Genomic DNA, 23,098 nt, shown 5'->3' on the forward strand with positions numbered 1-23,098 from the left:
AGTGGCAGGGGATGGCGTGCCCATCGACGCACAACGCTGGGAGGCCAGCCCGGCGGACTGGTGAGCTCAGTTTGTCGTTTGGCCTGTCAAGCGTGTCACCGTCAGCTGGCCGCACGGTGGAAAACAAAGCGTTATCCACAACCTGGTTCTCGCACTCGCCATCGACCCACTCATACGAAATAATGGCCGTATGGACGGAGAAACATTCCGTCGCAAGCCAGAAATCCCGTAATCGGTCGGGGCCGCTGATCTGGAGGTCACCCATGATGCCCACGCTCCCGGCACGCGGCCCGCTGCGCATGACTCATTGGAGACAGCTGTTGACCAAGCTGTTCGTTGGGCTTTTCACGCACCTGACGGCAAACGGCTCACAGTCGGGTCGAGCCGGCCGCTGGAACATCACTTCCGGAACTGTTCGGAAATTCCGCGACGACACGGGAATGTCGACTGCGGAGTACGCCGTGGGCACAGTCGCCGCAGTCGGGTTCGCCGCCGTGCTCTATGCGGTTATCCATAGTTCGGCAACCCGCACGCTACTGACCAACATCATAAATCGGGCATTGTCGATTCAGTTCTGAGGCGAATCGAAACGATATTCGGATAACGGCAAAAAATTTTGCTCACAAATTTCTGCCGACGACCGATGATTCCGAGAGTGCCAACGACAATATGATTACGCTACGCCGCACCCGCTCTGGCGACACCGGAGAACCTGGCCTTCCTCACGCCGCGGCAGCCGGCAGCAAACGGCGCACGGCTGATGACAGCGGCCAGGCAACAGCCGAACTGGCGTTCGCGATCCCGTCTCTGATACTCGTGCTGCTGATCTCAATATGGCTTGTCAGCGCCGTGGCCATTCAAGCGCGGTGCGCGGAGGCGGCTCGCGTAGGGGCCCGTGCCGCCGCTCGCGGGGAAACTGACGAAACAGTGCGATTATGGTCTGGAAGAGCCGCGCCGCACGGTTCAGAAATATCTATCACTCGTGGCTTTAATTTCGTTGTGGTACGGGTCGCTCTCGACACACACGCAACCATGGGAATCGCTTCCATCACTCCTTTCATCACTATTAAAGCATCATCAACAGCACCGCTTGAAGCAGCCGGAAGCACCGAAGAAAGCCATCTTGACAGCAGTTCCTGAGAATCAGGAAAGAAGGAGAAAAATGCCTTCGAAAGACATGATCGAAACGCGCCCGAAGGAATGGTTTCGATGGCGGCTACACGATGAATCCGACGGCGGGAACATGCCGCGGAGAAAGCGTCCGGGCGACACGGGCTCGGCGACCGTACTCGTACTTTCCGCATTTCTCGTTCTTGGCGCCTTAACCGGCGTCGTCCTGATGGTGGCGATGATCGCGGTCTATCGTCAGCGGGCCGCGAACGCCGCCGACATGGCAGCGCTCGCGGCCGCCAGCGATCCATTCGGAAATCCACTGTCCAGGTGCGCCCGTGCTGACGAAATCGGATTCGCGAACCACGGCCGCGTCCTGTCCTGCATGATCTCGGGAGATATCGTGAAGATTGAAATAGCAATCGATCTGCCCGGAACGCTCAGAGGCTTTGGACCGTTGCTTGCCCAGGCCCGTGCCGGCCCGTGGAACGCAACCGCTGACGGTTCTGCCCTGAGCGCTCCGCCCACCCGCGAAAGCCACGGTCGCGCCGGTGATCCGCGCGTGGAGATGGCCCGCACCACCGGGACAGAGCCAGCTCGCAGCCTACGAAGGCGTGTCCTGCCCGGCTCCGGTCGGATCGAGTCGCCGCAGTACAGCCGCCAGCAACCGGTGCGAGGCCGGCTTGTCCAGCGGTTCGTTACCATTGCCGCACTTTGGCGAGTACACACACGATGGACATCCAGCAACGCACTCACAAGCGGCGATCACATCTCGAGTCGCCCGGAGCCAGGGCCCACCGTGCAGAAAGCCCCGTTCGGCGAAGCCCGCTCCACCCGGATGGCCGTCATAGACAAATACCGTGGCCCTGCCCGTATCGGGATGCAACGCGGTGGACACCCCCCCGATATCCCACCGATCGCAGGTGGCGAACAGCGGAAGGATGCCGATCGCCGCGTGCTCGGCCGCATGGACCGCACCCGGGACATCATCTTCATCGATCTCCGCCTCGGCCAGCAGATCGTCGGTCACCGTGTACCAGACAGCCCGGGTGCGCAGATGCCGTGGGGGAAGGTCAAGCGGCTCCTCCCCCAGCACCTGTCCAGTCACGACCTGACGTCGCTGGTAGCCCACTACCCGACTACTGACCTCGACCATCCCAAGGTGCAGCTCGACCTCATCGACGCGCCGGGAACGGGCCACGTCCATCACCGTGATGTTGGTCACGTCCCTGGCCGATGTTGTCCAGCCCGGCGTGCCCGCCTCAACAAAGGCGACCGCCACATCAAGATCAAATTCGGTGACCACGTAAAAACTGCCCTGATGGAGATATACCGCGCCGCGGTGGACCGTCGCATGCGACGCCGCGGCGTCCACCGTTCCGAGCAGACGCCCGGTCGAGGCCTCCACGATCCGCACGGGCGGACCGCCGATGCCACGGATATCAACATTCGGTCGGTGTTGGTGCGTCCAGTACCAGCCTGTCGGCCGGCGCCGGAGCCGACCGCGACGCACGAGATCATCGACTGTGACCCGGGCCGCCGGCCCGAAAAGATCAAAATCAGCCTCGGTCAACGGCAGTTCGGCCGCCGCGCACTCCAAATGGGGACCGAGCACGTAAGGGTTGTCAGGATCAAGCACGGTGGCCTCGACCGGCCGGCCAAACAAGGCCTCCTGGTGGTGCACGAGATAGGTGTCAAGAGGATCATCACGAGCAATCATGATCACAAAGGCTCCCTGGCCGTCACGGCCCGCGCGACCCGCCTGCTGCCACAACGATGCGAGCGTGCCCGGATACCCGGTGATGATGGCGGCATCCAGCCCGGTAACGTCCACACCCAGTTCGAGAGCGTTCGTCGCGGCAACCCCAAGCAGCCGTCCCGAGCGCAGATCCGCCTCCAGCTCCCGGCGTTCCTCCGGCAGGTAGCCCGCACGATAGGCCGCAACTCGCTTCGCGAGCTCCTCCGACACGTCCGACAACGCTCGCCGGGCCGACTGCGCAACTGCTTCCGCCGCTCGCCGCGAGCGTACGAACGCAAGAGTACGTACACCGTCGATCACGAGATCCACAAGCAGATCCGCGGCTTCGGCGGAGGCCGAGCGGCGAACCTGCCCGCCGTGATCATTGATCGACGAGCCCCCCGGCCCTGCGAGTCCCGTCCCGCCGGGCGCCGATTCCAGGACAGCCGATACCGCTGGTTGCCGGGCCGGCATCGGTGCCGCGGGCGACGGTGCGGACGCTTCGGGACCCGCCAGCTGAAGAGCTGCCGGACAAGGCGGACCAGGCCGAGAGGACGCGGGCGGCTGCCAGGGATCGGTGAGTGGTGGTTCATACAGCACAAACCGTGTCGCGCCCCGGGGGGAGGCATCGTCCTCGACGACTTCAACATCGAGTCCGGTAAGAAGGCCGGCGGAACGGCCGGGGCCGGAGACGGTCGCCGACGCCAGGACGAACACGGGCATCGACCCGTACCGAGCAGCCACCCGTCGCAACCGCCGCAGCACGTGCGCGATGTGGGAGCCGAACACGCCCCGGTAGCCATGGCACTCGTCGACCACGACATATCGAAGACCCCGCAGGAAGACCGACCACCGCCGATGGTAGGGCAACACACCGTGATTCAACATGTCAGGATTAGTCAGTACGAACGTCGCGTGAGCCCGAACCCAGTCGCGCTCGGAGGCAGGCGTGTCGCCGTCGTAAGTAGCGGCACGCACCCCGGTCAGATTGAGCGCACGAACCGCACGGAGCTGGTCGTTCGCCAGCGCCTTGGTCGGAGCGAGGTACAGCGCCCGGGCCGATGGTCCGGCCAGCAGACCGCTGAGCACCGGCATGAGGTATCCCAGCGACTTGCCCGAAGCGGTGCCCGTCGCCAGCACGACGCTGCGTCCGCTGTGCGCATGCTCGGCGGCGAGCGCCTGATGAATCCATGGCGCGTCAATCCCCGCGGCCCTCAGCCGTGCGATCAGTACCGGATCCACCCACGCCGGCCAGGGCGCCCGCATACCAGCCCGAGCCGGGACGTACTCCACGTGTGTGACACACCGCCGACGACGGGCACGCGCGAAAAGTTGATCAAAAATCACCGCGCCACGATCCGGCGCGCCCTCGGGCACTGCGGTTCCGCCCACAGCAGCCCAGCGTAGGCCAGGACGCTCGACCCGCGCCTGGCTGGGCAAACATGCTCACGTGCCGGCTACACAGCCCTGTGTCGTTCGCTGGAGCGTCCCGACGTGACACATCGCGCTGATCGCAGCGAGACATCACACAGTCAACGATGAACAATAGAAAAACAATGAGATCGCAATAATATGCAGAATGCCAGTGGATGCAGGCAACGGCTGTGTCGCGGTGAGCCGGATTGATCCGAGCGTGGGAGGGTAGTGCCGCCGTGATGCCGGCCGTCCGCCGGACGGCTGTCGAACACACGCTAGGAGGAACCGTGGACCTGTCTCTCACGACCCGTGTGGAAGGGGACTTCACGATCGTCGTCGTGGGCGGCGAGATTGACGTCTACACGGCACCGAAGTTGCGTGAGCAGCTCATCGATCTTGTGTCGGGCGGGTCGTACCACCTCATCGTCGACATGGAAAGCGTCGAGTTCCTCGACTCGACCGGTCTCGGTGTACTCGTCGGCGGCCTCAAGCGGGTCCGGGCGCACGAGGGGTCACTGCGGCTCGTCTGCACCCAGGAACGGATATTGAAAATCTTCCGGATCACCGGTCTCACGAAGGTCTTCCCCATCCATGCCTCGGTCGAGGAAGCACTCGCCGCAAAGGACTAGGGCGCGCCTGATGGATGTTGGTCGATGTGGGCACCGATCCGCGCGATCGACGATCCATCAGACACGCCCTGGCCAGCCGAGAACGTCACGAACGGGCGTTTCGCCCGGCCGGGAGGCGGGCCCGGCCGACGGGGCCCGCGGTACACGCGGCCCTGCCGCCGGCTCCCCAGCTCCAGACGGCCGAGCCGGGGAGTCCCGGGCGCGCGGCCAGACGGGCCCCGGCCGATCGCCTGCGCACCCGGGACTCCCCGCGCAACGCCGGACGTCACATGATGGATGCCCGTCGGGCGACCGGACGCAACGAAGTGGTCGGCCACACAGCGCATGTCGGAAAGTCCTGTACCCGGTCATCCCCTCTCCCCCATAACGGTCAGGCACCCCAGAGCCCCCACCACCCATCGAGAGGCAGGTATTTCGACGCATGCCCATCGTCGAGTTGCGCTTCGCCGCCCTGCCCGGGCATGTCCGCACAGCCAGGCTGATCGCTGCCGCGATCAGCCGACGTTCGGGCGTGCCCGACGAGATCCTGGACGAGGTCAAGCTCGCGGTCGGTGAGGCATGTGCCCGAGCTGTCAGCGTGAACCGCCGGTCTGATCCACAAGCACCTGTAATCGTCCGGGTCAACGACGATGACGACGTGTTCGAGATATCGGTGTCCGACCGCGGGCCGCAAGACCGCGGTCGGACACCCGTCCACCACGATGGCCAGGTCCCCTCGCCCGCACTGATCGGTACCGACTGTGCCCAGGTCAGCAAGGATCAGGCCGGCGACGAGATCGGCGACGAGACGTCGCTGGTGGCTCCCGCGGGGCTCGGTCTCGCCCTCATCGAGGGCCTCGTGGACGACGTCACCGTTACCGCATGGCCCGACACACGTGGAACAGTCGTCACGATGCGCTGGCCGATCCGCAAGAAGGCGGACAAACCGATCTCAGCGATCTGACTCCGCGTCACACCGGAACCGAGGCCGCACCGGGACGCCGCGCCGGTCACCGGGGCAAGCCGCCATCGAGCGCGATTACTTATCGTAATCACGTAACATCAACGACACCAGACGGCAACCACTAGGGCATCGAAACCCACCCAGGGAACATGCACAAACCACCAAAGCACAACATTCATCAACTATGACCAACCAAAAACGAGCGCGTGTTACAGCCATGTGGATAGACTGCGCCGCATCGCACACTCGGTCGATCGGCCGGGTGAGATGCCGTGAGTGCTCCCCGTGGTACCGGACGGAGGTTCGGGGGAACGTGGGCCAGTGCGCTGGTTGCCGTATGACGGTACGACAGCGAGCCGGATAATCATCCGGACTCGTTCCAGCCGGCAGTCATGTCGGCGATCGCACTGCATACGTTGACGCGTACGCCGGCCCGGCGTCCCTTCGCGCCCGGACGGCGACCTCGAGGACGTCGTCAGGTGCGACGTCGGGCCGTGCGCGCCCATCGCCACGCCATAACTGGCGCCGGGCGGACTCGGAGGGTGCACCGACCTGACCGGGAGGGCCCATGGTCCCGATCCAAGCCGAGGCAGGTACAAACCCCGGTGGTGTCGCCATCGAACTTAGCGGAGGCCAGCTTGGGCTGGTCGCCAGTGTGGCGGCTATCGCAGCGATCGCGTTGCTGGTCGCCGGGTATCTGGTCCGCGAAGTGCTCGCCGCGAGCCAGGGAAGCCCCCGAATGATCGAGGTCGGCCGGGCCGTCCAAGAAGGCGCCGCAGCGTATCTACGACGGCAGTTCATCACTGTGGCGGGCTTCGTCGTCGTGATCCCGTTTGTGCTGCTGCTGCTGCCGGCGGACACGGCCGGCTCCCGGGTGGGACGCTCGGTGTTCTTCGTCCTCGGAGCCGTTTTCTCCGCGCTTGTCGGCTTCGTCGGCATGTCGCTCGCCACCCGTGCGAACACCCGTACCGCCGCCGCGGCCATCCAGCAGGGGGAGCGTGCCGCCATGCGGATCGCCTTCCGTACCGGCGGTGTCGTCGGGATGTTCACGGTTGGTCTGGGCCTGCTCGGAGCTGCGGTCGTCGTATTGGCCTTCCGTGACACAGCTCCGCAGGTCCTGGAAGGATTCGGGTTCGGAGCGGCGCTGCTGGCGATGTTCATGCGAGTCGGTGGAGGTATTTTCACCAAGGCCGCGGACGTAGGAGCCGATCTCGTCGGCAAGGTCGAACAGGGCATCCCCGAGGACGACCCACGCAACGCGGCCACGATCGCCGACAACGTGGGGGACAACGTCGGAGACTGCGCGGGAATGGCAGCCGACCTGTTCGAGTCCTACGCGGTGATGCTGGTAGCCGCGTTGATCCTCGGCGTCAAGGCCTTTGGCGAGAACGGCCTGGTCTTCCCGCTGCTCGTTCCCGCGGTGGGTGTACTCACCGCGATCATCGGCATCTTCTCAGTCGCCCCGCGTACCGGCGACCGCAACGGCATGGCGGCGATCAACCGAGGGTTCTTCATCTCGGCGCTGGTCTCCGCGGTCGGCGTGGTCATCGTCTCGTTCGCCTACCTGCCGGACAGCTTCGCCGGTTTCCCCGGCCTCGAGAAGAGCAGCCAGGGTGGCGACCCGCGGTTCATCGCGATCACAGCTGTCCTTATCGGCATCATACTGGCTACCGCAATCCAGCTCCTCACCGGTTACTTCACCGAAACCAACCGCAGGCCGGTTCAGGACATCGTGAAGGCATCCACCACGGGCCCGGCAACCAACATTCTTTCCGGTATCGGGGTCGGGCTGGAGTCGGCCGTGTATTCGGCGCTGCTCATCAGCGCGGCGGTCTTCGGCGCATACCTGCTCGGCTCCGGCAGTACCACAGTAGCGCTCTTCGCAGTAGCCCTGGCCGGCACCGGACTGCTGACAACGGTCGGAGTGATCGTATCCATGGACACCTTCGGTCCGGTCAGCGACAACGCCCAGGGTATTGCCGAGATGTCCGGTGAGGGCATGGACGGCGAAGGTGCCGCGATCCTCACCTCCCTCGACGCGGTCGGCAACACCACCAAGGCCATCACCAAGGGCATCGCGATCGCCACCGCGGTGCTGGCCGCCACCGCTCTGTTCGGATCGTTCACCGACACGGTCAACGAGGCGCTCATCGACGCAGGCCGGACCGCCCTGGGATCGCGCACCCTCGACATCGCCTATCCGGACGCCCTGGTCGGATTGATCATCGGCGCCTCGGTCGTGTTCCTGTTCGCCGGGCTCGCGATCAACGCGGTCGGGCGCGCCGCTGGACGGGTGGTGGAGGAGGTACGCGACCAGTTCCGAACCAAGCCAGGAATCATGGATGGTACCCAGAAGCCCGACTACGGTGCTGTTGTCGACATCTGCACCCGGGACTCACTACGAGAGCTGGTCACTCCAGGCACTCTTGCGGTTCTCGCGCCGATCGCGGTTGGCTTCGGACTCGGCTACCCACCGCTGGGCGCCTACCTTGCCGGGGCGATCGCCGGCGGCGTCCTCATGGCGGTCTTTCTCGCCAACTCCGGTGGGGCCTGGGATAACGCGAAGAAACTCGTCGAAGACGGCAACTACGGCGGCAAGGGCTCCGACGTCCACGCCGCCACCGTCATTGGTGACACCGTCGGTGATCCGTTCAAGGACACCGCCGGCCCGTCGATCAACCCTCTGATCAAGGTAATGAATCTGGTCAGCCTGTTGATCGCGCCATCTGTGGTGAAGTACTCGGTCGGTGATGACGAGAACAAACCGCTACGGATCGCCATCGCCGTCGTGGTCGTCGGGGTGATTTCCACCGTCATCATCTACTCGAAACGACGTAATACCGCACTAGGGCTTGCACCGGCAGTGACCGAACAGCGCTCGGCAGCCACCCCGAAGGCGACAGTGTAGCCAATCCCCTCATCGCTCCCACCCGGCGCACCAAGAGGAGGAGAAGGAGGGAGAAGAAGGGGGAAGGAGTGGGAAGGAGGAGTCACCGTCACCGCCGGAACGGGGCATCCGGCGGTGACGGACCGGGTCCCGTCAGGGCCCGCTCCGTCGACGTCAGCAGACCCGGGTGCGCGACACGGCGTACGGTCTCCTCCGGCGTCCACAACACCGGACGCCGGAGAAAGCCGCCGCGCCGCCGGCTGACATACCGGTGTGTGTCGACCTACTGTCGGGATATGGGCCCGGGAGCTCGCAACGAGCCCCAGGCCGGTTTCCACCGGCAGTTTGGCCGTCCGCACCGCAGCCCGACACCCTACGAGTCGCACAGCCGAAGTCGAACCACCCCCTGCAACGAGGAGAGAAGTGCCCCCGCGCACGAAGCCGACAAATAGCGGGACGCGCCGGTCGAACGCCGGGTCATCGAGCGCCGGGTCATCGACGCCCGTCGTCGAGCCCACGGCCTTCGGCACCGGCGCCGAGCCCGACACGGACATCGACACGTCCGGCAACGGCACCGCATCCCGTCCCAGCACGCGGACGAACACGAATAGTAATCGAACCGGTACCTCATCGACCGCTCCCAGCGGCACCGGGACCCGGCTGGTGATTGTTGAGTCACCCGCGAAGGCAAAGACCATCGCCGGGTACCTCGGCCCCGGCTGGCAGGTCGAGTCCAGTATCGGCCACATCCGGGACCTACCGCGCAACGCCGAGGAAGTGCCGGTCGCGCACAAGGGCAAACCGTGGGCCCGGCTCGGGGTGGACGTCGACAACGGCTTCGAGCCGCTCTACGTCGTCACGCCCACCAAGAAACCCCAGGTCAGCAAGCTCAAGGCGCTGGTCAAGGAAGCGAGCGAGCTCTACCTCGCCACAGATGAGGACCGCGAGGGCGAGGCGATCGCCTGGCACCTGCTGCAGACGCTGAAGCCGACCGTGCCGGTGAAACGCATGGTCTTCCACGAGATCACGCCTCAGGCGATCCAGCGAGCGGTGGACAACCCGCGCGAGATCAACGAGAACCTGGTCAACGCGCAGGAGACCCGGCGCATTCTCGACCGGCTCTACGGCTACGAGGTCAGCCCGGTGCTGTGGAAGAAGGTGATGCCGAAGCTGTCAGCCGGTCGGGTCCAGAGCGTTGCAACCCGCATCCTGGTGGAACGCGAACGCGCTCGGATGCGCTTCACCGCGGCCGAGTACTGGAACATCGAAGGGGTCTTCGGGACGCGGGCGACGCAGGCGACGGGTGACGGCGCTTCGCCGGACCGGGTACCGGCTGCCGCGGCGCCCGACAGCACTCCGCTGCCGGCGAACCTGGTCGCGCTCGACGGCCGGCGGCTGGCCACCGGACGCGACTTCAGCTCCTCCGGGGAGCTCACCGCCGCGGACGTGGTGCGGCTCGACGAGACCGCGGCGCGCGCCCTGGCCGGCAGGCTTGTCGACACGATCTTCACGGTTCGGTCGGTGGAGACCAAACCGTACCGCCGCTCTCCCTACCCGCCGTTCATGACATCCACCCTGCAGCAGGAGGCCGGCCGCAAGCTGCGCTTCTCCAGCCAGCGGACGATGCAGGTAGCGCAGAAGCTGTACGAGAACGGCTATATCACCTATATGCGGACGGACTCGACGAACCTGTCCGCAACCGCGCTCACCGCCGCCCGGGAGCAGGCCCGAACCCTCTACGGGCCGGAGTACGTGCCCGAGCGGCCCCGTACCTACACGAAAAAGGTCAAGAACGCCCAGGAGGCGCACGAGGCGATCCGACCGGCCGGGGATCACTTCCAGACCCCCGGCGAGGTGCGTGCCGCACTCCGCGACGACATCGACGGCTATCGGCTCTATGAACTGATCTGGCAGCGGACGGTCGCAAGCCAGATGGCCGACGCTCTCGGTACGTCGGCGACGGTCCGGCTCGGTGGGGTGTCCAGCGCGGGGGAGGATGCCGAGTTCTCGGCGTCGGGAAAGGTCATCACCTTCCCGGGCTTTCTGCGCGCCTACGTCGAGGGCGCGGACGACCCCGACGCGGAGCTTGAGGACCGTGAACGCCGCCTGCCAGCCGTCCGCCAGGGTGACCGGTTGGCCACCCGCGAGTTGAACCCCCGCGGGCACACGACCAGCCCGCCGCCGCGCTTCACCGAGGCGAGCCTGGTCAAGACCCTTGAGGAACTTGGCATCGGGCGGCCGTCCACCTATGCGTCGATCATCGGGACGATCCAGGACCGCGGGTACGTGTGGAAGAAGGGCAGCGCGCTGATTCCCAGCTTCGTCGCGTTCGCCGTGGTCGGCCTGTTGGAAGAGCATTTCGGTCGGCTGGTCGACTACCGCTTCACCGCCTCGATGGAGGACGACCTCGACGACATCGCGGCCGGTACGGCGGCGTCGATCGACTGGCTGACCCGGTTCTACTTCGGTTCGGACGTGGGCCAGCCGGGCGGTGTCGCGCGGTCAGGCGGGCTCAAGCACTTGGTCGGCGAGCGGCTCGGCGAGATCGACGCCCGCGAGGTGAACTCGATCCACCTGGGTACGGCGGATGACGAGCAACCCGTAATGATCAGAGTGGGTAAGTACGGTCCGTACATCCAACACGGTGACCAGCGGGCAAGCATCCCCGAAGATCTTGCTCCGGACGAGCTCACCGTGGCGAGAGCGATGGAACTGCTCGACGCGCCGAGCGGGGACCGGTCGCTTGGCACCGACCCGGACAGCGGCGCGACCATCACCGTCAAGATCGGACGTTTCGGCCCGTACGTCAGCACAGACGACGACCCGCCGCGCAGGGCGAGCCTGTTGGCCACGATGTCCGTTGAGACGGTCACCCTCGCCGATGCGCGCAAACTGCTCACCCTGCCCCGATCGCTGGGCGTTGCACAGGACGGCGAAGAGGTGACGGCCCAGAATGGCCGGTACGGACCCTACGTCAAGAAGGGAGCGGAGAGCCGGTCGCTGGAGTCTGAGGAGCAGTTGTTCACCGTGACATTGGATGAGGCCCTGGCGCTGATCGCACAGCCGAAGGCACGAGGACGCAAGCGAGCCGCGCAAGCCCCGCCGCTGCGCGAACTCGGCGCCGACCCGGCCAGCGGTGCGCCGATGGTGCTGCGGGAGGGCCGATTCGGCCCATACGTCACCGATGGTGAGACGAACGCGAGCCTCCGCAAGGGCGACGAGGTTGCGTCGATCACTGTGGAACGGGCAGCCGAGCTACTGGCCGAACGGCGCGCCCGCGGGCCGGCGCCCAAACGGCGGACAGCGCGCGCTGCCGCATCAGGCGCCAAGGAGCCGGCCGCCACGAAACGGGCCACCGTCCGGAAAGCCCCGGCCAAGAAGGCCCCGGCGAAGAAGGCTGCGAGCGAGAAAAGCACGACCGGGACGGACGGCGGCACGACGGGCACCTCGTCAACCCAACCACGCCGGACGGACTGATGGGCGACCCGGTAGGCGGTGACCACGGCCCACCCCGTTCGCGGCCAGCCCCGGCAGCGTCGTCGGATGGTGGCGGACCGTCTACCGGCAGCACATCACCGACGCCCGCCGCAACCCGTGATGATCCGCGCCAGCACACCGAAGGAGATTTCCGCGCGGTCCTGCGGATCGCGCAGTTCCGCCAGCTCTGGCTGGCGCTGGCCCTGTCCAGCCTGGGTGACTGGATGGGCCTGCTCGCGACGACCGCGCTGGCCAGCTCACTGCGGGCGAGCTTCTCCGACAAGGCATTCGCCATCGGCTCCGTACTGATCGTCCGACTGCTGCCAGCGCTGATCTTCGGACCGCTCGCCGGTGTCGTGGCGGACCGGCTCGACCGACGGTTGACGATGGTCGTCGCGGACATCCTGCGGTTCGGGCTGTTCATGTCCATTCCGCTGGTCGGGACGCTGACCTGGCTGCTCGTCGCATCGCTGCTGATCGAGTGCGTGAGCCTGTTCTGGAACCCGGCCAAGGACGCGAGCGTGCCGAACCTGGTACCCGCACGGCGGCTCGCCGCGGCGAACACGCTGAGTCTGATCACCACGTACGGTTCAGCGCCACTGGGTGCGGCGGTCTTCTCGCTGTTGGCCACCCTGTCGCGGGCGTTGGCGACCAGTGTGTCCTTCTTCGAGACCTCCCCGCTGGACCTCGCGCTCTTCTTCAACGCGACGACGTTCCTGGTATCAGCAATTGTGATCTTCCGGCTGCGCGGGATCGGCCGGACAGCACTCCAACGCGCCGATGCGCACCCCGGGCTGTGGTCGTCGATCACGGAGGGCTGGCGCTTCGTCGGTCACAACCGGCTGGTCCGCGGTCTGGTGATCGGTATTCTCGGGGGGTTCGCCGGTGCCGGCTGCGTGGTGGCGCTCGGGCGGCTCTACGTCCAGATTCTCGGCGGTGGCGACTCCGCGTACGGTGTCCTGTTCGGCGCGGTGTTCGTGGGACTCGCCACCGGGATGGCGCTGGGACCGCGGCTGCTCGGTGACTTCAGCCGGTCCCGCCTGTTCGGCCTGAGCGTCACCGCGGCCGGGGTGGCCATGCTGGCGGTAGCCGTCATGCCCAACCTTGTTCTCGCCTGTGTCCTGGTCGTCTTCGTCGGCATGTTCGCCGGGATCGCATGGGTCACCGGCTACACCCTGTTGCAGGCAGCGGTAAGCGACGAGTTGCGTGGACGAACCTTCGCGCTGGTCCAGTCCCTGGTCCGTATCGACCTGTTGGTGGTGCTCGCGGCCGCGCCGGCGCTGGTGGGAATCATCGGATCACACCGCATCAGCCTGTTTGGCGGCGTCCAGCTCCGTGCCGACGGGGTCACGATCGTCCTGTTTGCCGGCGGCCTGCTCGCGGTGGCCGTCGGCCTGTTCGCCTACCGGCAGATGGATCAGCGTACCGGCATCGCGATCATTCCCGAGCTGCGGAACGCCCTGCTGGGGCGTGAGACATCACCACAGCGTCCTCGCCATGCCGGCCTGTTCGTGGCCCTCGAAGGTGGCGAGGGATCCGGTAAATCGACACAGGCCGAACATTTACGATCATGGCTCGCGTCCGCGGGGCGTGAAGTTGTGATCACCCATGAGCCCGGCGGGACCGCCATCGGCGCAACGCTACGGAAACTGTTGCTGGACCCCACGACGCGGCTGCACCCTCGTACCGAGGCGCTGCTGTACGCCGCTGACCGTGCCGAGCATGTCGCGCGGGTCATCGAGCCGGCGCTGGCGCGGGGCGCGGTCGTCGTCAGTGACCGCTTCATCGACTCATCCGTTGCCTATCAGGGCGCCGGCCGTCAACTCGGGGCGGACGGGGTCGCGGCGCTGTCGCGGTGGGCCACCCAGTCCCTGGTCCCCGACATCACGATCCTCCTCGATCTTCCCGCCGAGATCGGCCTCCGTCGGGTCCGAGAACGGGCCGAGCGGAACAGCTCGACCCGCGACCCGAGCGGCCCGGCTACCAGCCCCACAGCCGGCATCGACCGGATCGAGGCGGAGCGGCTTGCCTTTCACGAACGGGTGCGTGAGGGGTTCCACCGACTCGCTGACAGCGCGCCAGGCCGCTACGTGGTACTCGACGCGGACCAGCCGCCCCGGACGCTGCACAACAAGATCCGGGATGTCATCAACGAACGGTTGCGCGCTGATCGCGACTCAGTCGCCGCGGACCCGCCTGTTGGGCCTGCCTCCACCGGACCAGCTGAGGGCATGCGGGCTGAGAGCATGCGGGCTGAGAGCACTGCCACCGAGGCGACTACGGCGGTTACGGCCGAGCTGTTGCCCGGCCGCCCCACAGCAACGAGGAAAACTCCGTCGGCTCGATAACCCGCCTGCCGTCCAGCGGCTCCCCACGGGCCGTGGTGCGGCCCGCCGGTAACCGTCGACCAGCGGCGTCAGAGAATGGACGGGTGAGCGTGTGGGATGCCCTGATCGGCCAGGAACCGGTCATCGAGGCCCTCGCGGGCGCAGCCAGCACGGCAGCCGGGGTGACCGGGAGCGGTGGGCTCGTCGCGGCCAGAGCCACTATGACCCATTCATGGCTGTTCACCGGCCCGGCGGGCGCTGGGCGGTCGACGGCAGCGCGTGCCTTCGCGGCGGCGTTGAACTGCGAGAACTCCCCCCCAGGATGCGGTGGGTGTCATGGCTGCCACACCGTCCTGACGGACACCGCGTCCGATCTGCGCTCGGTACGCCCGGAGGGGCTGTCGCTGGGTGTGAAGGACATCCGGGAGCTGGTGCGCGACGCCGCGAGCGCGCCGACATCGGGCCGCTGGCGGGTGCTGCTTCTCGAAGACGCCGACCGGCTTACCGATCAGGCCGCCAACGCCCTGCTCAAGGCGTTGGAGGAGCCCGCCAAGCGATCGGTGTTCCTCCTTTGCGCGCCGTCGGTCGACGACGTCCTGCCGACAGTGCGGTCGCGCTGCCGAGTCGTCTCGCTGCGCCTGCCCACCCCCACACAGGTCGCCGCGGTGCTGGGACGGGACGGGATCGATCCCGCCCTTGCCCAGTTTGCGGCCCAGGCGGCCGCGGGCGATGTGGACCGGGCCCGGTCGCTGGCCGCCGACGAAGCGGCGCGGGACCGGCGCACCGAGGTCCTGCGTATCCCGACCCGCCTGCAACGCACCGGGGACTGTCTCGACGCGGCCGCGGACCTGGTGGCCGCCGCGAACGCCGACGCGGACGCGGCGAACACGAATCGTGACGAGGCCGAAACCGAGGCGTTGAAGATCTCGCTCGGTGTGGGTGCAACATCCGCTGGCAGCACGGCGAAGCGTGCGCGGGCACCAAAGCCCGGCGCGAAGACCCGGGCCGTGGCCGTTCGGGGTGCCGCCGGAGCTCTCAAGGAACTGGCGAAAACGCAGAAAAGCCGTGGCCGACGGACCGTGCTCGACTCTCTTGACCGGGCGCTGGTCGACCTCGCCGGCTGGTATCGGGACGTGCTCGTCGTCCAGCTGGGTGCACCGGTCGACGCGATCCACCCGGACCAGGGCGATGCCGTGACACGGGCCGCGCGGGCGTCCACCCCGGAGCAGACGCTGCGCCGGCTCGAGGCGGTGCTGAGGTACCGGCGGAAGCTGGCGGATAATCCCGCCCTCGTCCCGCTACTGGCTATAGAAGCACTCACCCTCGAACTGCGCACCGGGTAGATCATTACCCACCGTACCGACAACAGTGCCACTAAGTCATTCCGTACCATGAACAGGGGACAACATAGTATGCTCCGGATGTGAGTGGAATCATCCGGGCACGAGTCCGTCCCGCCGGCAGCCGAATTCTTGGCGTGGGCGCCTATCGTCCCATAAAAATAGTATCCAACGCTGAGATCTGTCAACGGATAGACTCCACTCCCGAGTGGATAGAATCTCGGTCCGGTATTCGCAGCAGGCGATTCGCGGCTGTGGATGAATCACTGGGAGCAATGGCAGCCACGGCCGGTGGCAAAGCTCTGGCCAGCGCCGGCATCGGAGTCCCGGATGTCGATTGCATCGTGGTGGCCACCATGTCCCATGTCACGCAGTCACCATCGGTGGCCACCGACGTGGCTAACCGGCTCGGCGCCCGGCAGGCGGCCGCGTTCGACCTCTCAGCCGCGTGCGCGGGCTTCTGCCATGCTCTTGCGGTGGCCAGCGACATGGTGCTCGCCGGCAGCGCCACGTACGTTCTGGTGATCGGCGCCGAACGGATGTCGGACATCATCGACCCGCATGACCGCGGAACGGCTTTTCTTTTCGGGGACGGCGCCGGAGCGATTGTCGTCGGGCCGTCGGAAACAGCGGGCATCGGGCCGGTCGTATGGGGTTCTGATTCCTCGGGCCGGGACGCGATCGGACACGACCGCTCCTATCTGGAATGGCGCGACAACCCAGAGCTGCCATGGCCGACAATGCGGATGGCGGGGCAGCGGGTATACCGGTGGGCATCATGGCAGATGGCGCCCGTCGCGCGCCAGGCCCTCGACATGGCCGGGATCAGCGCGGACGAGCTCGCCGCCTTCATTCCCCATCAGGCCAACATCCGCATCATTGACATGCTCTGCAAGGTGCTCGCCCTGCCCGGCACCGTGACCGTCGCCCGGGACGTCGCGGTGCACGGGAACACCTCGGGTGCGTCCATTCCGCTCGCGATGGACGAGGTTCTCGCGAGCGGTGAGGTGCCCTCGGGTGGCCTTGCGCTGCTCATCGGCTTCGGCGCGGGTCTCGTCTACGCGGCCCAGGTCGTCCGGCTCCCCTGACCTCCGGCCCCCTGACCTCCGGCCCCTGGACCTCCGGGGGCACGGGTGTTCGGCAGGGGCCCGTCTCCCGCCGGCACAGGCTACCTGTCGGCGACGGCGGCCCCGGAACCACGAGCGCTCCGGGGGCGCGGCACGGGGCTGGCACCCATCCGCTCCGGCGCGGCCACCGCGATGCCGTCAGCACCCGACGACGGCCGGACGTTCGGAAGCGAGGCGGCGGCGACCACGGCCACGGCGAGCCCGGCGGTCATCAGCAGGAACGCGTTCGTGTAACCGCTTTCATGCGGCAGTTTTCCCGCGCCTGCACCGGCTGCGATGACAGTGGCGGTAACGGTGGTGCCGATGGAACCACCGATCGTCCGGATGTTGGCGTTCATCCCGGACGCGATTCCGGTCTGGTCAGGGCGAACCGCTACAACCACGAGGTGTGACATCGCCGCGAAGCCCAGCCCGATACCTACTCCCAGCAACGAGGTGGCGATGTAAATCATGTAGCTCTGGCTGTGCGCGAACGTGAGGACGCTGGTGGCGGAAGTCGCGATGAGCGTACCCAGGAGGAGCGGGATCTTCGTGCCGTACCGGGCTCCGATGCGGCCGGCGAATATTCCGGCTACCAGCATGAATACGCTGGCCGGCACCATGTAGAGGCCAGCTGCGGTGACGCTCGCCCCGAACCCGTAGCCTGCCGACCGAGGCGTTTCCACGAACTGCGGTACGAACACCATCACCGAGAACATCGTGAAGCCAAAGAGGACCGCGGTGATGTTCGTCCGGTACACCGTGGGAATCCGCATCATCCGCATGTCCACAAGCGGCTCGGCACTACGGCTCTCAACAGCGAGCCAGAGTGCGATGAGCAGCCCCGCCAACGCGAACAGACCGAGAACCGAGGCGGATTCCCATCCCCACCGGGGCCCCTGGTTGATCCCGAGAAGCAGCGCGACAAGCCAGGCGGCAAGCAGCAACGCGCCGGTGACCGACACGTTTCCACCCACGCGGACGGGTGATTCCGGCACCCGCAGCATGGTCGTCACCAGCGCCACGGCAATGGCCATCGCGGGCAGCCAGAACAGCCAGTGATAGCCCAGGTGGCTGCTGATCGGCCCGGAGATGACCGTCCCCGTCCCGGAACCAACCCCGAGCACAGCTGACACGACACCGATCGCGCTGCCGACCTTCTCCGGCGAAAACTCGTCCCGGATGATCCCGAACGCGAGCGGGAAGATCGCTCCACCCACCCCCTGGATGACCCTGGCAAAGAGCATCACGGGCAGTGACGTCGCAAGCGCGGCAATCACTGTGCCGATACCAAGCACCGCGAGCATAACGACGAGCACGCGCTTCTTACCGCAGACATCTCCGAGACGCCCGAGGATCGGGGTCGCCACGGATGCGCTGAGCAGGTAGGCCGTCATGATCCAGGCAATGCCCGCCTGGCTCGCGCCGAACTCCGCCCGGATCGTCGGCAGCGCTGGCGCGATCATCGTCTGCAGCAGCGAGAAGGTCAGCGCCGACAGGCTGAGAGCCGCGAAGGTCACCGATGACGAGCGTCTTCCATCCACCCCGGCCGTCATACTGGACAGTCCTCTCGCTCGCCGATAGGAGCACATCCCATGATCAATAAAACATATAAAGGATGATACTCAGTATCATTGACGATACCAAGTATCTATGTATCGAAAACGGCGCCGGGATGTGGCCTACACTTCATCTCTGGAGATCGACTTGAGATCGGCTTGGCGACGTAGATCACCACCTCGCGAAACAGCCGCGGAGCAACAATGATCATTGTGGTAGCCCCGAACATCAACGGACGCATCCGACGCCCACGACCACGCAGGTGACTTCTATGACCAACCCGACCGGGATAACCGCCTTCCGGGAACGGCTACGGACGACCGTCCGCGGTGACCTGGCGCAGGTCGCAGTCGAGCTGTTCCTCGAGCACGGCTTCGACGCCGTCACGGTGGATGCGATCGCCGCGGCGGCCGGCGTGTCCCGCAGCACCTTCTTCAGGTATTTTCAGACGAAGGAGGATGCGGTCCTGGCGCACGTCGAGGCCCGTGGGGAGCAGTTCCGCCAGGCCGCGCTGGCCCGGCCGGCCGACGAGCCCGCGCTCCTGGCTGCACGCAACGCCCTCACCCCCCTGATCGAAGACATGAGCCGCAACCGCGAGCGGTCCGTGGCGATCAACGGCCTGATTGAGAGAACCCCGTCGCTGCGTGCCCGCAGGATCGACAAACAGCTGGTCCTGCGCACGATGCTGGCCGATGCGATGGCGAACCGGATGGCGACGGATCCAGCGACCGACCTCCGGCCCGCGCTCATCGCCGGCGTCACCCTGAGCGTGTTCGAAGCCGCCCACACGGCGTGGCTGAGCGCCAACGACGACACCGACCTGGCCGATCTGGTGGACGAGGCGTTCGTGACGGTGGGCGTGGCGTTCGCCACAGCTGCCGTACAGCCCTGAACAAGCCGCCGCGGTCCAGTCCAGATATTGACGGGCCCGAACAGCAACAACGGACACAGGCAATTTTGCCTGGAAACACATTCCTTCACCAAATTAGAACAATATAAACACAACAAACGACGGACCGCACCAGCTCCACCTTCACACGGAGATCTGATCAAAAACTCTTTGACCTGCTGATATACCCATCCGCAGGGCATTGAACCGGGTCCGTGTAGCCTCATCGTCCGATGATGACTTTGCTGCCGCCCGCCCACGCCAGGCCTGCTGAAGCCCGTCGCCTAGACACTTCCCCCAGCTACGGATCGTGCGCACCCTGTTGTGTCGCAGCCTTCTCGAGCGGAGGAGGTCGAGTGTGAAACACCAAGAAATCTTCAAAAAAACACGGAGACCACTCCGAAACACAACACTGACTGATTCAACGCGTCTGACAACGGAGCAACACGAAGCCGGCCGGATCACTGCCGAGAACAGGTACGCACATGCACCCGGCAGCCCGAGGACCTCGGTGCGCAAGGTGCTGTCGCGGCGCGGCCGGCTCTGGCTCGCCGGCCTGGGTGTGCTGACGATCGCAACCACGAGCCTCGGCTGCCGCATCGCTCCCACCGGCCGTAACGAGGTCGAGAGCGCGATGGTGGCAGCCACACCCGCTCCATCCGCAGCCGATACCGCCGGCACGCTCACCCCCCCGGCCAGCCCCCCAGCCAGCCCCGGCGCCGCCACCGTCCGATCAGCCGCCGTGACCGCCGGGGCGCCCGGCACATCCATGACGGCCGACGGGCCCACCGGATCGGCGGCCACAGCGCAGGCAACGGCCGGGTGGATGAGCGGCGTCGCCGCGGGCACGCTGACACAGGCGAACCAGTGGTCGGCCTTTCGCGGACGGCCGGTCGACGTGGTCGTCACCTTCGCCGACCGGTCAAGCTGGGAAACGATAACCCATCCGTGGCTTGGCGCGGGCCCGGAGAAGTTCGCCGGTTTCCCCGGCACCTGGGTGATCAGTCAGCCGTTCTTCCCCGCCTCCGGCGGCGACATCGGCGCCTGCGCGTCAGGAGCCTACAACTCCCACTGGCAGGAGTTCGGCCGGTGGCTGACCAACCAGGGCCGCGCGGCCACCGTTGTCCGGCTGGCCTGGGAATTCAACGGCAGCTGGTTCCCATGGTCGGCCTCGAGCAGGCCGGGGTCGTGGGTCGGCTGCTTCCAACAGGTGGTCGGTGCCATCCGGCAGACAGCTGCCCAGGTCCGGATCGACTGGACGATGAACGCACATACCGACGGCGCATTCGACTTCTACCCGGGTGACGCGTACGTCGATGTCATCGGCATCGACACCTTCGACATGTGGCCGGCAAGCACGGACGAGAACTCCTGGAACACCCAGTGCAACGAAGCCGAGGGGCTCTGCTCAGTGATCAGATTTGCCCGCGCGCACGGCAAGAAGTTCTCCGTACCGGAATGGGGACTGGTCGGCAAGCAGGACACCGGTGCCGCGGCAGCCGGGCAGTCGGGTGGGGACAACCCCTTCTACATCCGGAAGATGCACGACACGTTCGTCGCCAACGCCGACGTCTTGTCCTACGAGGCGTACTTCAACAGTCCGGACGCGGGCAACGTCCATTCCGCCCTGGTCAACCCGACTGAACAGCCCAACGGTGCCCAGACCTACGCGCTGTTGTGGTGATGGCGTTATAGGGCACCGCCGAGCCCCGCAACCACAACCGGTCACCGGCTGGCCTCTCCACCGGTGAAGGCCGCGACCACGCCATTGTCACCGTGGACATCAACGACGGCATGGTCGCGGCGGCCGAAGGCGAACAGGAGGAGTTCGGCCGGATTACCGACGAGGGTTACCTCACCGGCACCACGACGCAGTACGACCCGCCCCGGGCCGTCGGCGCGCTCAGCAACCACCCCGACAGCGGACCGTCGGTAGGCGGCCCGGCCGAACATCTGAAACGATCGCCAGAGCGCCCGCTGCATCCCGTCGTCGAGCTGGGATCCGCTCCACCCTGGCCTGGCCCGTCGAACATCCTCATGATGGACGAAGAACTCGACCAGGTTCGCGGCGTCGTCGACCAGGCCGAAACGGGTTGGATGCCACCATGGTGGACCGTCACGGAATATCCTCACCAGGTCCGGAAAGGTATCACCGCGCATGGTGGCTCTCTCCGCCATCGCCGTCACACCATGCAGTGATTTAATCACGAAACCAGGCAGTGCGTATGGCACCCGGTCCCGAGTCACCAAATGAGCAACAAGATCATGAGCGGTCCAGCCAGCACACAGCGTAGCCTGAGCCGGACCGACCTCATCCAGCAGATCCGCAAGAGCCACACGCTGCGCACGGGCACGTCCCATGCACGCAATGCTAAAACCTTCGCATCGCCCTGGCTGGCTACCGACGCGGCCGCCACTCGCCTCAGGGCCCGCCCTCCCCCGCTCCCGCCGCCGGGGAAGCGCTGGGGGCCGGCCGCTGAGCGGCGGTGCTACCGGCGGCGGTGCCGGCGGTGTCCGGCGGCGGGACCGGGCGGCCGAGCAGGTACCAGCCCCACAGGCCCGCCGGTGCTGGTGCGCGCACCGGTCCATCCGCGGCAATGCGGGCGTCCATGGTGTCAAGGATGTGATCCCAGCTCCCGGCGAGCCGCAGCACCAGGCTCCCGACGACAGCGGTGCGGGGAAGGTGCGGATGCGGGCGGGTGGGTGCCCGCCGCATCGATCGTCGGAACGCGGTGGCCATCCGGCGCCGGTCGTCTGGGGAGAGCGCCTTGTCGAGATCGGCGACCAGGGCCTCCTCCGCCGCGATGTGCTGTTCCTCAAGCTCGGCAAGACGCTCACGCAGCCTGCCCATCGACTCGTCCGGCCGGTGGACGTCGCCCTGGATGTACTGGGAGATGCCGCGTAGCACCGACGCGGTTTCCCGTCCCTGGGCACACAGTTCGGCGATGCGCGGCCGACTGTCCGGGAGGCGGCGACGCGCCATGGGATAGACGGATGTCTGCACGGCGTACATATGGGCGCTGATCGCCGCAACCGCCGTGTCGGCGGCTCGCAACGCGCGTCTCGGATCCCCCGAGGTCGCGGCCTCGGTGAAGGTAAGACCAACAAGGTGTGTCGCGGCGTCATGCGACGCTTTGATCATTTCAGGCAGGGACGTCCCGCTCGAATCGTCCCGCTCGCCGGCTCTGGCCTTCTCGGTCGTCGCCGTCCCCTCCGGCCCTGTTGTGGACATCATTGCCACCCCCAAGCCTGCGCACTGCCAATACGGGACCGCTAGGCGACGACCGAGCCGCCAGCGGCTGAATCGACGCTCCTTGGAGCGCCCGGCAGCGGGGCTGTCCGGCTCGCGCCGCCCAGGCGGCGCCGCGCGTCATCGCTCCCCATCCATCGCCGCGCGATACAGGGGTACCCGGCTCGTCGGCCCCCACCCACCACCGCCGGTGGCTCCCCGCGCAGCCTCGCGATGCACGCACCCCAACCCCGCTCCTTGATCCACACCCCTATTGCCGGACGCTCTTAATCATCAGACAAACTCTATACCCAACATTTCAACTTCGCTATCCATCGTCAATCACAACAGATCACCCAGCTGTTCAATCACGGCCGGCGCGCACGGCAACCAACACCTGGCCTGGCACAAACCGCCCATCGCCCGCAAGATCGCGAACCACCACCG

General features: G+C 66.4%; 15 protein-coding genes and 1 pseudogene. 12 read left to right on the forward strand and 4 right to left on the reverse strand.

What is annotated here, in order from left to right; all coding sequences use genetic code 11:
* The first annotated feature begins 263 nt into the window (after positions 1-263).
* The 3 genes and pseudogenes from MJ785_RS07555 to MJ785_RS22195 form a co-directional block, all read left to right on the forward strand.
* Positions 264-578, forward strand: a complete 315-nt coding sequence (locus MJ785_RS07555; RefSeq protein ID WP_239380257.1) for a DUF4244 domain-containing protein — start codon at positions 264-266, stop codon at positions 576-578.
* A gap of 91 nt (positions 579-669) precedes the next feature.
* Complete coding sequence (locus MJ785_RS22025) at positions 670-1,140, forward strand: TadE family type IV pilus minor pilin (RefSeq protein WP_239373111.1); 471 nt, start codon at positions 670-672, stop codon at positions 1,138-1,140.
* Positions 1,141-1,243: 103 nt separating this feature from the next.
* Positions 1,244-1,582 (forward strand): annotated as a pseudogene (locus MJ785_RS22195) (Rv3654c family TadE-like protein); the annotation flags it as partial.
* A gap of 132 nt (positions 1,583-1,714) precedes the next feature.
* On the opposite strand, the gene MJ785_RS07560 reads toward MJ785_RS22195, so the two are convergent.
* On the reverse strand, positions 1,715-4,225 hold the full coding sequence (locus MJ785_RS07560) for a DEAD/DEAH box helicase (protein ID WP_239380258.1): 2,511 nt from the start codon (positions 4,223-4,225) through the stop codon (positions 1,715-1,717).
* Between the two features lie 326 nt (positions 4,226-4,551).
* Here MJ785_RS07560 and MJ785_RS07565 point away from each other — a divergent pair, with 326 nt between their 5' ends.
* The 7 genes from MJ785_RS07565 (at position 4,552) to MJ785_RS07595 (ending at position 16,955) form a co-directional block, all read left to right on the forward strand.
* The gene (locus MJ785_RS07565; protein WP_239309048.1) at positions 4,552-4,893 is read left to right on the forward strand and encodes an anti-sigma factor antagonist; all 342 of its coding nucleotides are present in this window, start codon (positions 4,552-4,554) and stop codon (positions 4,891-4,893) included.
* A gap of 421 nt (positions 4,894-5,314) precedes the next feature.
* Positions 5,315-5,836: an ATP-binding protein gene (locus MJ785_RS07570; protein ID WP_239309046.1), complete on the forward strand. Its 522-nt coding sequence runs from the start codon at positions 5,315-5,317 to the stop codon at positions 5,834-5,836.
* A gap of 568 nt (positions 5,837-6,404) precedes the next feature.
* The gene (locus MJ785_RS07575) at positions 6,405-8,744 is read left to right on the forward strand and encodes a sodium-translocating pyrophosphatase (protein WP_239309044.1); all 2,340 of its coding nucleotides are present in this window, start codon (positions 6,405-6,407) and stop codon (positions 8,742-8,744) included.
* 402 nt (positions 8,745-9,146) lie between these two features.
* Positions 9,147-12,200 (forward strand): type I DNA topoisomerase, encoded by a 3,054-nt coding sequence (topA, locus tag MJ785_RS07580; RefSeq protein WP_239348204.1) that lies wholly within the window; start codon positions 9,147-9,149, stop codon positions 12,198-12,200.
* Positions 12,200-14,548 (forward strand): dTMP kinase, encoded by a 2,349-nt coding sequence (tmk, locus tag MJ785_RS07585; protein ID WP_239309041.1) that lies wholly within the window; start codon positions 12,200-12,202, stop codon positions 14,546-14,548. Before topA ends, tmk begins: the two co-directional genes overlap by 1 nt.
* An 83-nt stretch (positions 14,549-14,631) precedes the next feature.
* Positions 14,632-15,870 carry a DNA polymerase III subunit delta' gene (locus MJ785_RS07590; protein ID WP_239309039.1) on the forward strand — a complete coding sequence of 413 codons (1,239 nt, stop codon included), beginning with the start codon at positions 14,632-14,634 and terminating at the stop codon, positions 15,868-15,870.
* Between the two features lie 80 nt (positions 15,871-15,950).
* On the forward strand, positions 15,951-16,955 hold the full coding sequence (locus MJ785_RS07595; protein ID WP_239309037.1) for a beta-ketoacyl-ACP synthase III: 1,005 nt from the start codon (positions 15,951-15,953) through the stop codon (positions 16,953-16,955).
* Between the two features lie 80 nt (positions 16,956-17,035).
* On the opposite strand, the gene MJ785_RS07600 is transcribed toward MJ785_RS07595, so the two are convergent.
* Positions 17,036-18,529 carry an MFS transporter gene (locus tag MJ785_RS07600; protein ID WP_239380259.1) on the reverse strand — a complete coding sequence of 498 codons (1,494 nt, stop codon included), beginning with the start codon at positions 18,527-18,529 and terminating at the stop codon, positions 17,036-17,038.
* A 275-nt stretch (positions 18,530-18,804) separates the two neighbouring features.
* Between MJ785_RS07600 and MJ785_RS07605 the strand changes: the two genes are divergently transcribed.
* Both MJ785_RS07605 and MJ785_RS07610 read left to right on the forward strand, forming a co-directional pair.
* Positions 18,805-19,425, forward strand: coding sequence for a TetR family transcriptional regulator (locus MJ785_RS07605; protein ID WP_239309033.1), 621 nt, complete (start codon positions 18,805-18,807; stop codon positions 19,423-19,425).
* Between the two features lie 508 nt (positions 19,426-19,933).
* Entirely contained in the window at positions 19,934-21,106 is a 1,173-nt protein-coding gene (locus tag MJ785_RS07610) for a glycoside hydrolase family 26 protein (RefSeq protein WP_239309031.1), read from the forward strand.
* A 41-nt stretch (positions 21,107-21,147) separates the two neighbouring features.
* On the opposite strand, the gene MJ785_RS07615 is transcribed toward MJ785_RS07610, so the two are convergent.
* Both MJ785_RS07615 and MJ785_RS07620 read right to left on the reverse strand, forming a co-directional pair.
* The gene (locus MJ785_RS07615; protein ID WP_239309029.1) at positions 21,148-21,783 is read right to left on the reverse strand and encodes a TIGR03085 family metal-binding protein; all 636 of its coding nucleotides are present in this window, start codon (positions 21,781-21,783) and stop codon (positions 21,148-21,150) included.
* Between the two features lie 61 nt (positions 21,784-21,844).
* The gene (locus tag MJ785_RS07620; RefSeq protein ID WP_239309027.1) at positions 21,845-22,657 is read right to left on the reverse strand and encodes a hemerythrin domain-containing protein; all 813 of its coding nucleotides are present in this window, start codon (positions 22,655-22,657) and stop codon (positions 21,845-21,847) included.
* Positions 22,658-23,098 lie beyond the last annotated feature (441 nt).

The sequence above is a fragment of the Protofrankia sp. CiT1 genome (assembly GCF_917627335.1).
In the GTDB taxonomy this organism is placed as follows: domain Bacteria; phylum Actinomycetota; class Actinomycetes; order Frankiales; family Frankiaceae; genus Protofrankia.